This is a genomic window from Actinocorallia sp. B10E7, from assembly GCF_039871655.1.
In the GTDB taxonomy this organism is placed as follows: domain Bacteria; phylum Actinomycetota; class Actinomycetes; order Streptosporangiales; family Streptosporangiaceae; genus Actinocorallia.
On the sequence record NZ_JBDPLZ010000003.1, the window covers coordinates 773213 to 787014 of the forward strand.

A 13802-nucleotide genomic window follows, 5' to 3' on the forward strand; every position below is an offset into this window, starting at 1 on the left:
CTATGGGAGCCCATCCCTACGGTTGGTGGATCATCCTCCACCTCGTATTGTTCGTCTTCTGGCTGGGCGGCGACCTGGGGGTCTACTACTCCAGTCGGTTCGTCATCAGACCGGACGTCACCCCGGCCGCCCGCAACACCGCGCTGAGCATCATGAGCGGCCTGGACCTCGGCCCGAAGATCTGCCTGGTGCTGTTCTTTCCCAGCGGCGTCACGCTCATGGCGATGGACCCGCACGGCGCGAAACTGGCCGGCCACGACGTCTTCAGCTGGCCCCTGGTGGTGCTGACCTGGGTGTTCGCCTTCGGCTGGCTGGCCTCCACCATCGTCGACCACCGCACGCACGGCGGGTACCCGTGGGTGCGGCGGGCGGACTGGACGATCCGGATCGGGCTCATCGCCGTGCTGCTCGGCATGGCCGGCTACGCCTTCTTCGCCGCCGAGCCGTTCGGGGTCACCACCAACCCCAGGTGGCTCGCCGGGAAGATCTTCTTCTACGGGCTGGCGATCGCCTGCGGGCTGGGCATCCGGATCAAGCTGAGGCCGTTCGGCCCGGCCTGGGGCGGCCTGATGACGCGGGGCAGCACTCCCGAGACCGAGAACGCCATCAAGCGCTCGATCGACGGCAGTGTGCCCTACGTCCTGGGCATCTGGGGCAGCGTGCTCATCGCCGCCGCCCTGGGCGTGCTCAAGCCCGGCGCGAACCTTTAGGGGTCACCCGGGATGGCCGAGCTGGGCGGAGACCCGCGCCGCCGCGGCGAGCAGCAGCGGGGCGTACTCCTTGATGTGCGGCTTGAACCTGCTCAGCGGACCGGAGACGCTCAGCACGGCCAGCACCCTGCCGTCATGGTCGAAGACCGGGGCCGCGATCGAGGCGGCCCCTTCCTGGCGCTCGCCGAGCGAGGTGGCGTATCCGCGCTTGCGGATCAGCACCAGCTCGGCGCGCAGCGCGTCCTCCTCCACGATGGTCTTGTCCGTGAGCGGGGTCAGCGGGTGGCGGGCCAGGTAGCCGTCGACCTCGGCCTCGTCGAGGAAGGCGAGGAAGGCCTTGGAGGAGCTGCCCGCGTGCAGCGGGTAGGGGATGCCGAGGCTGACCTCCATCCGCAGCTCCTGGTTGGGCACCGCCTGGTCCACGTACATGCGGGTGTCGCCGCGGCGCACCGACAGCGTGGCGGTCTCCCCCGTCTGGCGCGACAGCAGCCGCAGTTCGGGGCCGACCATCGCGCGCAGGTCCATCCGGGCCATGTAGGCGCGGCCCAGCGAGATCGCGGCGTGTCCGAGCGCGTAGCGGCGGGTGACCGGATCGACGGTGATGAGCTCCTTGCTGCGCAGCGCGGTGAGGATGCGGTGAACGGCCGCCTTGGTCAGACCCAGCTCGGTGGCGATCTCCGTCACGCCGAGATCCGGCCGGGCGCTGCGCCCGAAGAGCAGCAGCACGTCCATGGCCCGTTCCACCGCGGCGATCGATCTGCTCTGGCCCTCGGTGGCCTCGTCGCCTTTGGTCGAAGCTGTCCTCGGCACGGTTTCGCCTCTCCTGAAGTGGTCCGACGGAAGCAGTCTAAGGCACCACGTTTCACTACGGGAAACATCTCTGGAAACGCATTGACACCCCATCGAGGGCGTTGTTACCTTCTGCGGGACAGTGTTTCCATATGCGAAACGAGGGGGGCTCAGGTGGCGGTCGACGCCGAGACCTTCAAATCCGTGCTCGGGCAGTGGCCCACCGGGGTCGTCCTGGTCACCACGGTCGCCGGGGACGTCTGGCACGGCATGACCGCCAGTTCGTTCTCCAGCGTCAGCCTCGATCCTCCGCTGGTACTGGTCTGCCTGGACACCAGGCTCTACAGCCACCGGCTGATCTCCGACAGCGGCAGGTTCGGCATCAGCATCCTCGGCCGGGACCAGGCCGAACTCGGCCTGCGCTTCGCCGGCCGGCTGTCCCCCGCCGAGCGCTTCGAGGGACAGGAGTGGCTGACCCCCGAGACGGGCGCGCCCGTGCTGGCCAACGCGCTCGGCTGGCTGGACTGCCGGGTCGCGCACGCCTATCCGGGCGGGGACCACACGATCTTCGTCGGCGAGGTGCTCGCCGCCGACACCCCGCGCGCCACCGGCCCGCTGCTGTTCCACTCCCGCAACTGGGGCCAGCTCGCCGACCCGCTGCCCGACCGGATCGCCCTGGCCGACACCGGGCTGGCCGAGGCGCTGGAACGCCGCGGCCTCGAGGCCGGGCCGCTGCTGGGGGCGGTGCGGGACGCCGGAGTGCGCACCAGGGTGCGTGAGGACGAGCCGGGCAAGGCCGGCTCCGTCCTGCTGGACTCCCCCGCCGGGCCCGCGCCGGGGCCCGGCGGGGTGATCGAATTCCGCCACCGGGACGCCGGGACGGCGGAGTCGATGGCCGCCGCGGCCCGCGCCGCGGGCTGCGCGGCGGTCGGGCGGGTGCCCGACGCGTTCTCCCCCGACCGGAGGGAGGAGACGCTGACCGCGATCGGCGAACTGGTCTCGGCCGGCTGTGACGAGATCGCGCTGGACGAGGGCGACGAGCCCGCCTCCCCGCTGTCGGTGCGCGAGATCCTGTGCGACGCCGTCCCCCTGGCCGGAGAGGTCCCGGTGCGGGTCCGGCTGACCGACCGGGCCGGGCTCGGCCTGGCCAACGCCCTGACCGCGATGAAGAGCGGGGTCCGGCACTTCGACGTGACCCTCGGCGGGCTCGACGACGGGCTGTGCTCGCTCGACCTGCTCTTCCTCGCCTCCCGGCTCGGGGTCGACGGGCCCGCCGACCGGGACGCCCTGGCCGCGGCCGCGGCCGAGCTGGAGACGGCCTGCGGCACCCCCCTTCCCAGCCGCACCCACCGACCGGGAAGGACGGCTTCTTGATCCCCTCCCCGCCCCCGGGCGGGGCTTCCGCGGTCGCCGGCCGGGGCCTCCCGCCGACCGCCGTACATATCTGCGATCCCTCCCCCGGGTGAAGCCGGGGGTCCCCATGCTCGAGGAGTTCCGATGACACTGATCGCCGAACGGCTGCTGACCAAGCTCACCGACGCCGAACGCGCCCGGATGGAGCGTGTGGAGTCCGTGCTGCCCGCGCTGCGCGAGGCCGCCGCCAAGGCCGACGAGACAGGGGAGTTCCCCATCGGCCACATCGCGCTGATGCGCGAGGCCGGGCTGCTCGGCCTGATCATCCCCGAGGAGTTCGGCGGACTGGGCGGCGGACTGCGCGACCTGGCCGGGGCGACCTTCACCCTCGGCTCGGCCTGCCCTTCCACCGCGCTGGCCTACTTCTTCCACAACACCAGCGCCTCGCGCGGCCTGCTGCCGCTGGAGGCCATCGAGGCCGGCCTGTTCTCCGCCGACGAGGTCCCGGTCGTCGACGCCTTCGCCCGCCGCCTGCTCACCAAGATGGCCGGGGGCACCTGGCTGGCCAACTTCGCCTCCGAGGAGGTCAAGAGCTCCAGCGCCAACATCGCCATCGCCACCGTCGCCTCCCCCGTCGAGGGAGGCTGGTCCCTGAGCGGCGTCAAGTCCTTCGGCTGCGCCACCGGCGTCGCCGACTACTACCTGGTCACCGCCAAGGTCGACGGCACCACCGACGCCGACGGCCTGGCCCTGTTCCTGGTCGGCCGCGACTACGAGGGCGTCACCAACCGGCCCAAGTGGAACGGCCTGGGCATGCGCGCCTCCGCCAACGACGGCATCATCATGGAGAACGTCTTCGTCCCCGCCGAGGACTCCCTGACCGTGCCCGGCTCGTTCGTGAAGATGCTGCAGATGAGCCGCGGCAGCTTCGTGGGCAACCAGCTGGCCATCATGGCCACCTACCTGGGCGCCGCCCAGAACGTCTACGACTACGCGCTGGAGCGCACCACCGGCAAGACCTTCGCCGACACCGGCAAGACCATCGCCAGCTCCCCCATGCACCAGGTCATCATCGGCAACATGGCCGAGCGCCTGGAGACCGCCTACCTGTGGATCCGCCGGCAGATCGAGCTGGAGACCTCCGAGCCTCCGCTCCTGCCCAAGTCCGAGGTCTACAAGCAGTGGCGCATCGCCAAGGGCGACATCTCCGAGGCCTGCTTCCAGGTCGCGCTCGGCGCGCTCAAGGCCTGCGGCACCTCCGCCGCCACCATGGACGGCGTCATCGGCCGCACCCTGCGCGACCTCGCGATGGCTCTGGTGATGACCTTCCCGGCCGAGCGCGGCAGACTGGAGGCCGCGTCGATGATCACCCAGGACAAGGAGAACGAGTTGTTCGCGAGCGTGAACTCGTGAAGGTCCCCGAACCCCGCGACCTCGTCGCCGGAACGTGGGAACCAGCCGGCGACGCCCTCGACCTGATCCTGGAGAACCCCGCCACCGGCGAGGCGCTCGGTCCCGCCGCCGCCAGCTCCGCCGAGCGGGTGGAGCAGGCCCTGGCCGCGGCGGACGCCGTGGCCGGGCGGTGGGCCGCGACCTCCGTCTCCGAGCGCGCCTCGATCCTGGAGGCCGTCGCGGCGGCGCTCGAGCCGAAGGTCGCCGAGATCGCCGCGCTGGAGTCGTTCGCCACCGGCGTGCCGATCCGGCAGACCCTGCCGCTCGGCATGATCGTCACCGGCTCGTTCCTGCTGGCCGCCGGGCAGCTGCGCGAGGGCTGGCTGACCCGAACGCTGGAGCGCGAGGACGGCAACCTCACCGAGGTGGAGCTGCTGCCCTGGGGACCGGCGTTGTGCCTGACCGCCTGGAACGCGCCGGCGCCCACCGGCGCACACAAGATCGCCAACGCGCTGGCGGCCGGCTGCCCCGTGCTGTACAAGGCCAGCGAGTACGCCCCCTACGGCAGCCAGCTGATGGCCGAGGTCATCGACGAGGCGCTGCGCGCCCAGGGCGTCCCGGACGGGGTCTTCCAGTTCCTGCACGGCGGCCCCGGCGTCGGCGGGACGATGGTCAACGACCCGCGGGTCCGCGCTGTCTCCTTCACCGGCGGCGCCAAGGGCGGGCAGGCCATCGCCGCCGCCTGCGCCACCGGGCACAAGCCGGCGCAGCTGGAGCTGGGCGGCAACAACCCTCTGGTGGTGCTGGCCGACTCCGACGTCGACGTCGCGGCCCGCGGTGTCGTCGACCTGCTGACCACGCTCAACGGCCAGTGGTGCCGGGCGCTCGGCCGGCTGATCGTGCCCGCCGAGATGGAGGAGGAGCTCGTCGCCGCGGTCGTCGCGCGGCTGGGCACCCTCAAGGCGGGCGACCCGCTGTCGGAGGACACCGACTACGGGCCGCTGGTGCACTCCCGGCACCGGGACCTCGTCGCCTCCCAGCGGGACGCGCTCGGCGGCACCGCGCACACCGGCACGAAGGTCCCCGAGGGCACCAACCACCTGGCTCCGGCGCTGGTCACCGGCGTCCCCGCCGAGCGGGCCGTGGAGGAGATCTTCGGCCCGGTCGCGACCGTCCACCCCTACACCTCGGTCGACGAGGCCGTGGCGCTGGCCAACGGCACCGTCTACGGGCTCGAGGCGTACGTGTTCGGCGCCGACACCGGGCAGGCGCTGGCCGTCGCCCGCCGGATCCGCGCGGGCGAGGTGAAGGTGAACGGGTCCAGCATCATGAGCCTGCACCTGTTCGCCCCGCGCCCGGCCTGGGGCCACTCGGGCCTGGGCGAGGAGGGCACCGCCGAGACGCTGCGCTTCTTCACCAACCCCAGGGTCGTGGGCGTGGAGAACGGCTTCGCCCTGCACTCCCGGGAGGCGTGATGCGGGTCCTGGTGGCCGGAGCGGGCCCGGTCGGGCTGACCACCGCGGTGGCGCTGGCCCGCCGCGGGTTCGAGGTGAGGGTGCTGGAGGCCGGCGACGAGCTGGCCGCCGAGTCCAGGGCCTCCACCTACCATCCGCCGACGCTGGAGATGCTGGCCGAGCTCGGCGCGCTCGACGCGCTGATGGCCAGGGGCCTGGTGTCGCACACCTTCCAGTACCGCGAGCGCAGGGGCGGCGTCGTCGCCGAACTCGACCTGCGGCTGCTGGAGAACGACACGCCGTACCCCTACCGGGTGCAGTGCGAGCAGAGCAAGCTCACGCCGATCCTGCTCGACCTGCTGCGGGCCGACGGCGGCGACGTCGTCTTCGGCTCCGCGGTCACCGGCGTCGTCCAGGACGACGGGGGCGTCACGGTCACCACCGAGGACGGCTCCGTCCACACGGGCGACTGGCTGATCGGCGCGGACGGCGCGCATTCGCGGGTCCGCAAGGAGCTCGGCGTCCCGTTCGAGGGCATCACCTACCCCGAACGGTTCCTGGTCGCCTCCACCGAGGAGGAACTGGAGACGCTGATCCCCGGCATCGCCGCGGTCAACTACGTCTTCGACCCCGAGGAGTGGCTGGTCCTGCTGCGCACGCCGGACCACTGGCGGGTGCTGTTCCCCACCCCGGACGACACCCCCGACGACGTGGAACTCGCCCGGCTGCCCGAGCGGCTGCGCGGCGTCGTCGACGTCGAGTGGAAGGTCGCGCACGCGACCCTCTACCGGGTCCACCAGCGCGTCGCCTCCCGGTTCCGCACGGGACGGGTGGTGCTGGTGGGCGACGCCGCCCACGTCAACAACCCGCTCGGCGGCATGGGCCTCAACAGCGGAATCCATGACGCCTTCGCCGTCGCCGCGGCGCTGGGCGACGATGAGGCCCTGGACCTGGCGTGCGAGCGCCGCCGGGACGTCGCCGCGTCGTTCGTGCAGAAGATCACCCACTCCAACTGGGAGCAGCTGCGCGACCCCGAGTCCCACAAGGCGGGGCTGCGCGCTCTGGCGGCCGACCCCGTCCAGGCCCGGCAGCACCTGCTGAGGACGTCGATGATCGCCTCGCTGCGCGCTCCGGAGCCCGGGAGGGCGGGGTGAGCGTGTGGCTCGAACGGGAGAACCCCGCCCGGCTGGGTGAGCTGGTCGGGCGGGTGCCCGTCGCGGAGGCCGCGGACGTCGACGAGGCGGTCCGGGCCGCGGACGCGGCGCAGCGCTCCTGGGCCCTGACCCCGGTCGCCGAACGGGTCGAGGTGCTCCGGCGGGCGGCCGCCGCCTTCGAGGACGCCTCCCTGAACGAGGAGGCGGCGGTCCTGCTGGCCGGGGAGAGCGGCAAACCGCTCGGCGACTGCCGGGGGGAGATCCGCTTCTCCGCGGTCTTCCTGCGCTGGGTCGCCGAGCGGGCTCCCGAGGTCCTGGCGGACGTGGAGACCGACGACGCGTCCGGGCGGCTGCTGCTGCGGCGGCGGCCGTACGGGGTGGTCGCGGCGATCACCCCGTGGAACGCGCCGATCATCCTGACCATGCTCAAGGTCGGCCCGGCGCTGGCGTCCGGCAACACCGTCGTGGTCAAGCCCTCGCCGCTGGCCCCGCTGGCCGTCTCCCGGCTGCTCGCCTTGTTCCCTTCCGAGCTGGTCAAGGTGGTGCACGGAGAGGCCGAGACGGGCGCCGCGCTGGTCGGGCACCCGCTCGTGCGCAAGGTCGCCTTCACCGGTGGCGAGGCGGCTGGACGCGCGATCGGCGCCCTGGCCGGTCAGATGATCACTCCGGCCGTGCTGGAGCTGGGCGGCAACGACCCGGCGGTGTTCCTGCCGGACGCCGAGTTCACCGACGCCGCGATGGACCGCCTGGTGATGGGCTCCTTCCAGAGCGCCGGGCAGGTCTGCATGGCCGCCAAGCGGCTCTACGTCCCCGCGGCGCGGGAGGCGGAGTTCCGCGACGCCTATGTGAAGGCCGCCGAACGGGTCGTCGTGCTCGGCGACCCGCTGGAGGAGACGACCACCGTCGGGCCTGTCATCACCGCGCAGGCCGCCGAGCGGATCCGGGGACTGATCTCCGTGGGCGAGGCGGTGCGGCTCGGCCGGGTCGCCTGCGACCCGAGCCGTGGCCACTATGTCCGGCCCACCCTGCTCACCGGCCTCGACGACGCCTCCCCCGTCGTCGCGGACGAGCAGTTCGGCCCGGTGGTCCCCCTGCTCACCTACTCCGGCACCGAGGAGGTCCTGGCCCGCGCCAACGCCGGCGAGCTGGGTCTGGGCGCCTCGGTGTGGTCGGCCGACGAGGAGCGGGCGTTCGACTTCGCCCGGCGCTTCGAGGCCGGCTTCACCTTCGTCAACACCCATGGCCGCACCGGGATGGCGCTGCGCGCCCCGTTCGGCGGGGTCAAGCGCTCCGGCCACGGCCGCGAGTACGGCGACGAGGGAATCCTGGAGTACGCCCAGACGTGTTCCGTGCACGCGCCCGCGGCCTTCCGCGCGGGCGGCGCGGGCATGGCCGCGGCGGCCTATCCCGTATAGGCGCCGTGGCCGGGGGCTCCCGTCCGGCGCCTCACCGGCCGGGAGCCCTCCGCAACGTGACGGGCAGGCGCTTCATGCCGCGCAGCGGCGGGCCGGGCTGCCGTACGGCCTCCCCCGCGCGCTCCACCGAGGCGTACTCGCCGCAGAAGAGGCGCTCCAGGACGATCCCGGCCTCCAGCCTGGCGAGGTGCGCGCCCAGGCAGAAATGGATGCCTGACGCGAAGGACAGGTGCACCGGCTCGGGCCGGGTGAGGTCCAGGCGGTCGGGCTCCTCGGTCACCTCGGGGTCGCGGTTGGCCGCGCCGATCACCGTCACGACGACCTGGCCCGGCCGCAGGCCCACGCCCGCGAGCTCGACGGGCTCCAGGACGGTGCGCGCGTCGATCTGCACGGGGGAGTCGTAGCGCAGGAACTCCTCGACCGCCGCGGGGACGCGGGAGGGGTCCTCGCGCAGAACGGACTGCTGGTCCGGGAGGTCCAGCAGGAGGTGCAGGGCGTTGCCCAGCAGGTTGGTCGTGGTCACGAACCCGGCGCTGAACAGCAGCAGCGCGGTGGCGATCATCTCGTCCGGCGACAGCCGGGCGTCCGCCGGGGCCGCGGCCAGGCGGGACAGCAGATCGTTCTCCGGGCGGGCGCCCTTGACGGCGAGCAGGTCGGCGAAGTAACCGCCGAGCTCGTCCCGCGCGGCGATGGCGGACCGGAACCCCTCGGCCCCGGTGCTCGCCTCCATCATCGCCAGCATGGTGCGGACCTTGGCGGTGAAGGCGGTCCGGTCCGTCTCCGGGACGCCCAGGAGGTCGGAGATGACGTTGACGGGCAGGGGCAGGGCGAGGAGTTCCACGAAGTCGGCGCCGTCCGGCTCGGAGCGGGCCGCCAGCTCGGCCAGCAGCGTGTCCGTGCGACGTTCGACGGCGGGCCGCAGCTCGTCCACGTGCCGGTGGGTGAAGGCCGGGGCGACGGCCCTGCGCAGCCGGGTGTGCTCGGGCGGGTTGGCGTTCAGCATGCTGTGCCCGAAGCGCTCCCTGGCCTGCCTCAGCTCCTCTGGGCTCGGCCCGTCCGGCCCGGTGAACCCCAGCCGCTCTTCGCCCTTGCCGAGCGCCCGGTGCCGCAGCGCCGCGTCGCAGTCGGCGTAGCGGGAGATCACCAGCGTGCCGTCCGAGGCGAGCAGCGCCGGCGCCGTCTCGCGCAGTCTCCGGTACTGCGGATAGGGGTCGTCCGGAGGATCGAGGAAGAGACCGGTGAACAGCCCCTCCGCCACCGGATCGGTCACCGTCGTCGCCTGTGCGGTCATGATTCCACCGTGCGAAGACCGTCACGGAGGGTCAACTACGGCTCTGGAAAGGAACGGGAACCTTTTCCTGACCTTCAGGACGCCCGGATCCACAGTCGTGCCGTCCCGTCGTCCCCTGCGCCGACCAGCAGACGGCCGTCCGGGTGGAAGGCCAGGTCGTTGACCTGGCGACCGTGCCCGGTGAGAGGGGCGCCGAGGCGTTCACCGGTGGACGGATCCCACAGCCACACCCCGCCGTCGTGGTAGCCGACGGCCAGCAGGCCGCCGTCGGGGTGGAAGGCCGCGCTGGTCGCCGAGTACCCCTCCCTGACGGCGAGGGGCTCTCCGACGCGTTCACCGGTGGACGGGTCCCACAGCCACACCCCGTCTTCGGAGTAGCCGGGAGCGGTGGCGAGCAGCCGGCCGTCCGGGCTGAAGGCCGCCACCTCCTGTCCATAGTGGCTGCGGGGGCCGGTGAGGGAGTCGCGGACGAGTTCACCGGTGAACGGGTCCCACAACGTCACCCCGGCGCCGGCCACGGCGAGCAGGTCTCCTCCGGGCTGGAAGACGAGGCGTTCGGCGCGGCCCGTGGGCAGGACGTGCAGGAGTTCCCCGGTGAACGGGTCCCACAGCCACACCATGCCGGTGTAGTCGCTTCTGGCGCAGTCGGTGGTGGCCAGCAGGCGTCCGCCGGGGTGGAAGGCCAGCCTCACGTGTTCCGTCAGGTCATACCCGGGGAGGGGGACGCCGACGGGTTCACCGGTGGCCAGGTCGCGCAGGCACACCGTTCCGCCGCCGGTCTCGTCCGTCTCGACGGCCGCGTACAGCCTTCCTCCGGGGTGGAAGGCCACCTCCAGGGCGCCCTCGGAGCCGGGGACGTCCCTGGAGTCGCCCGTGGCCGGGTCCCAGAAGCGCACCGGTCCCAGGGAGCCCGCGGTGGCCAGCAGGCCGCCGTCGGGGTGGAAGACCGCCGTGCGCACCCAGGGGGTCCGGTGCGGCAGCGGGGTGCCGACCGGCTCGGCGACGGTGCACCACAGCCAGGTCTCCCCGTCCCCGTGGCGTTCGATGCCGGTGGCCAGGAGATGGCCGTCCGGGTGGAAGGCCAGCGCCTGGACGCCGTCGGAGGGCTGGTCCAGTGCGCCCGGGTCCGGGGACCGGTGGGAGCCGGTGTCCGGGTCCCACACCTGCGCTCTGGCCGAGAGGCTGCTCACATGCCAGCCGCCGACGGCCAGCAGCCCTCCGTCCGGGTGGAAGGCCAGCGCCTGGGCTCTCCTGGCGGCGGAGAGGAACGGTTCGGCGGCGGGCCTGCCGGTGTCCGTCTCCCACAGCCGCACCGTGCGGACCTCGAACGAGCTGGGCGAGTCGCCGGCCAGAACGGCGAGCCGGTCGGCGTCGGGGTTGAAGAGCGCTCCGGTGACGCGGCCCGTCTGCTCGGCCAGGACCCGGGTGTCCGTCTCCCCCGTGGCCAGGTCTCTCAGCCGTATCAGCGCGCCCGGCTCGCCTCCGTCGCTGCCCGCGGTGAGCAGCCCGCCCCCGGAGTGGAAGGCCAGCGCCCACAGCCGCTCGGTGTGGCAGGCGAGGGGTCCTGCGGCGGGCTCGCCCGTGGCCGGGTCCCACAGCCACACCGTTCCGTCGTTCCCGGCGGTGGCCAGCAGGCGGCCTCCGGGGTGGAAGGCGAGATCCGCGATGCCGCTCTCATGCCGGGTGAAGGGAGCGCCGACGAGATCGCCGGTGGCGGGGTTCCACACCCTCGCCGTCCCGTCCTCGCCCGCGGACACGAGCAGATGGCTGCGGGGGTGGAAGAGCAGCCGGGTGACGGAGCCCGTGTGGCCGGTGAGGGGGCCGGTGGTGGGCCGGCACGTGGCCGGGTCCCACAACCGCACCGACCCCTTGAGGTCCGCGGTGGCCAGGAGGTCGCCGTCGGGGTGGAAGGCCAGCGCGCGGACCTCCCCGCAGTCGCTGATACCGCCGTTCCTGACGATCTGGTACGCGCCGACGGCCGGATCCCACAGCCGCGATTCCGCCCCCTTCGGCACGGGGCCGCGCCCGGTGAGGGGGTCGCCGCCCAGAGGCCGGTACAGCCCCTCCGCCACGGCTCGTTCGGGCGAGGCCTCGTAGGCCGCCTCCCACACCGGACGCAACGGCCCGGCGTCGGCGTCCAGCGCCCGCGCCAGCAGCTCCACCTGCTCCCAGGACGGCAGGATGCGGCAGTACAGCACCGTGTGCGCGGTGGAAGGCCCGATCGCCCCCTCCGTCTTCAGCCGCTCGTTGATCCGGCGGGCCAGCTCCCGCATGTCCGGCCCGCCCCCGCCGTCGTGCAGCCGCCGGAGCCGGGCACGCAGCTCGTGCAGCGCGGCCTCGGCGGCGGAGAGCTCCCTCCGCCGTCCGGGCGAGGCGGTCAGCCCGTTACCGCGCAGATCGAGTGTGGAGAGCTCGGGAAGATCCCCCAGCGACGCGGGCAGAGCGGTCAGCTCGTTGTCACTCAGGTCGAGCCGCCGGAGCGCGGTGAGCCTCCCCACGGATTCCGGCAGGGAGGTCAGCCGGTTGCCGGCCAGGTCGAGCTCTTCGAGAGCGGTGAGGTCCCCCAGCGACTCCGGCAGCGCGGCCAGCCCGTTGTCCTTCGCCGAGAGCTCGGTGAGCCCGGTGAGCCCTCCCAGGGATTCGGGGAGCGTGGTCAGCAGGTTGCCGGCCAGGTAGAGGCCGGTGAGGCCGGTCAGCCGTCCCAGCGTCTCCGGCAGGGACGTCAGCCGGTTGCCGCGCAGGTCCAGCCGGGTCAGCCGGGTGAGGGCGCCGATCGACTCGGGGAGACAGGTGAGCAGGTTGTTCCGCAGGTCGATGTGGGAGACGGCGAGGTTCCCCACCGACTCCGGCAGAGCGGTCAGCTCGTTGTCGCTCAGATCGAGCCGGTGGAGAACGGTGAGGTTCCCCACCGACTCCGGCAGTGAGCTCAGCCGGTTGCCGCTCACGTTCAGCTCGGTGAGACGGGTCAGTCTCCCTATCGACTCCGGCAGTGAGGCCAGCCGGTTGCCGCTCAGGACGAGCCGGTAGAGAGAGGTGAGATCGCCCACCGACTCCGGCAGGGAGACCAGCCGGTTGCCGCCGTACAGGGTGAGCCAGGTGAGGCCGGTGAGGTTCCCTATCGACTCCGGCAGGGACGTCAGCCGGTTGCCGCGCAGTTCCAGTCTGGTGAGGCCGGTCAGTCTCCCTATCGACTCCGGCAGTGAGACCAGGTGGTTGCCGGACAGGTTCAGCTCGGTGAGGCCTGACAGGTTCCCTATCGACTCCGGCAGGGAGACCAGCCGGTTGTCGCCCAGTTCCAGCGAGATGAGACGGGTGAGCCTCCCTGTCGACTCGGGCAGGGAGACCAACTGGTTCCTGCTCAGGTTCAGCTCGGTGAGACCGGACAGGTTCCCCACCGACTCCGGCAAGGAGACCAGCCGGTTGCCGGACAGGTTCAGCTCGGTGAGGCCTGACAGGTTCCCTATCGACTCCGGCAAGGAGACCAGCAGGTTGAATCCCAGCCTCAGTTCGGGAAGGGCGGTGAGGTCTCCCACCGATTCCGGCAGGGACGTCAACCGGTTGCCGTACAGGTCCAGCTCGGTGAGGCCTGACAGGTTCCCTATCGATTCGGGCAGGGAGGCCAGGTGGTTCTTGTGCAGGTCCAGCTCGGTGAGGCCGGACAGGTTCCCCATCGACTCCGGCAGGGAGGTCAACCGGTTCCCGCTCAGGTCGAGCCGGGTGAGGGCGGTCAGGTTCCCCACCGACTCCGGCAGGGCTATCAGCCTGTTGTCGCTCAGGATGAGCGTGGTGAGCGCGGTGAGTTCGCCGAGCCACTCGGGCGGGAGGCCGAGCAGGTTGTGGTCCAGGTCGAGCCAGGTGAGCGCGGTGAGGCTCCGCAGGTGGTCCGGCAGCAGGGTCAGCAGGTTGCGCCTCAGGCGCAGCCGCCGCAGGGCCGTGAGGTGCCGCATCGGCTTGGGCAGATAGGTCAGCCTGTTGCCGCTCAGGTCCAGGTCGGTCAGCTGGACGAGGGCCCCGATGCTCGCGGGCACCTTCTCCAGCTCCAGTCCCGCCAGGTCGAGCGCCGTCGATCCCTCACACAGGCACTCGGCGATCCTCTCCTCGGCGATCCGCGTCCTGGCGATCGTCCGGCCGACCTCTGCCCCCGTCATATGCACTCCCCGAGCTCCCCATATCGCTCGGATCACCCTATTGACCGGCTTTTTCGCCCCGCAGCTCCTTTTCCGGACCTGCAACCACTCCTCCCG

At 72.3% G+C, this 13802-nt stretch carries 9 protein-coding genes; 6 read left to right on the top strand and 3 right to left on the bottom strand.

What is annotated here, in order from left to right:
- Positions 1-2 precede the first annotated feature (2 nt).
- Complete coding sequence (locus ABGB12_RS13680; protein WP_347677616.1) at positions 3-710, top strand: hypothetical protein; 708 nt, start codon at positions 3-5, stop codon at positions 708-710.
- Positions 711-713: 3 nt separating this feature from the next.
- Here ABGB12_RS13680 and ABGB12_RS13685 read toward each other — a convergent pair whose 3' ends face one another.
- Positions 714-1520 carry an IclR family transcriptional regulator gene (locus tag ABGB12_RS13685; RefSeq protein WP_347677618.1) on the bottom strand — a complete coding sequence of 269 codons (807 nt, stop codon included), beginning with the start codon at positions 1518-1520 and terminating at the stop codon, positions 714-716.
- A gap of 153 nt (positions 1521-1673) precedes the next feature.
- Here ABGB12_RS13685 and ABGB12_RS13690 point away from each other — a divergent pair, with 153 nt between their 5' ends.
- The 5 genes from ABGB12_RS13690 to ABGB12_RS13710 all read left to right on the top strand — a co-directional run bounded on the left by ABGB12_RS13690 (position 1674) and on the right by ABGB12_RS13710 (position 8267).
- Positions 1674-2873, top strand: a complete 1200-nt coding sequence (locus ABGB12_RS13690; RefSeq protein WP_347677620.1) for a flavin reductase — start codon at positions 1674-1676, stop codon at positions 2871-2873.
- Between the two features lie 123 nt (positions 2874-2996).
- On the top strand, positions 2997-4265 hold the full coding sequence (locus tag ABGB12_RS13695; protein ID WP_347677622.1) for an acyl-CoA dehydrogenase family protein: 1269 nt from the start codon (positions 2997-2999) through the stop codon (positions 4263-4265).
- Positions 4262-5719 (top strand): aldehyde dehydrogenase, encoded by a 1458-nt coding sequence (locus ABGB12_RS13700; protein WP_347677624.1) that lies wholly within the window; start codon positions 4262-4264, stop codon positions 5717-5719. Before ABGB12_RS13695 ends, ABGB12_RS13700 begins: the two co-directional genes overlap by 4 nt.
- A complete protein-coding gene (locus tag ABGB12_RS13705) occupies positions 5719-6852 on the top strand; it encodes an NAD(P)/FAD-dependent oxidoreductase (RefSeq protein WP_347677626.1) in 1134 nt (377 codons plus the stop codon). The genes ABGB12_RS13700 and ABGB12_RS13705 overlap by 1 nt, the downstream gene beginning before the upstream one ends.
- Positions 6849-8267, top strand: coding sequence for an aldehyde dehydrogenase family protein (locus tag ABGB12_RS13710; protein ID WP_347677628.1), 1419 nt, complete (start codon positions 6849-6851; stop codon positions 8265-8267). The genes ABGB12_RS13705 and ABGB12_RS13710 overlap by 4 nt, the downstream gene beginning before the upstream one ends.
- A gap of 31 nt (positions 8268-8298) precedes the next feature.
- On the opposite strand, the gene ABGB12_RS13715 is transcribed toward ABGB12_RS13710, so the two are convergent.
- Both ABGB12_RS13715 and ABGB12_RS13720 read right to left on the bottom strand, forming a co-directional pair.
- Complete coding sequence (locus tag ABGB12_RS13715) at positions 8299-9558, bottom strand: cytochrome P450 (RefSeq protein WP_347677630.1); 1260 nt, start codon at positions 9556-9558, stop codon at positions 8299-8301.
- Between the two features lie 74 nt (positions 9559-9632).
- A complete protein-coding gene (locus ABGB12_RS13720; RefSeq protein ID WP_347677632.1) occupies positions 9633-13706 on the bottom strand; it encodes a leucine-rich repeat domain-containing protein in 4074 nt (1357 codons plus the stop codon).
- Between the last annotated feature and the right edge of the window lie 96 nt (positions 13707-13802).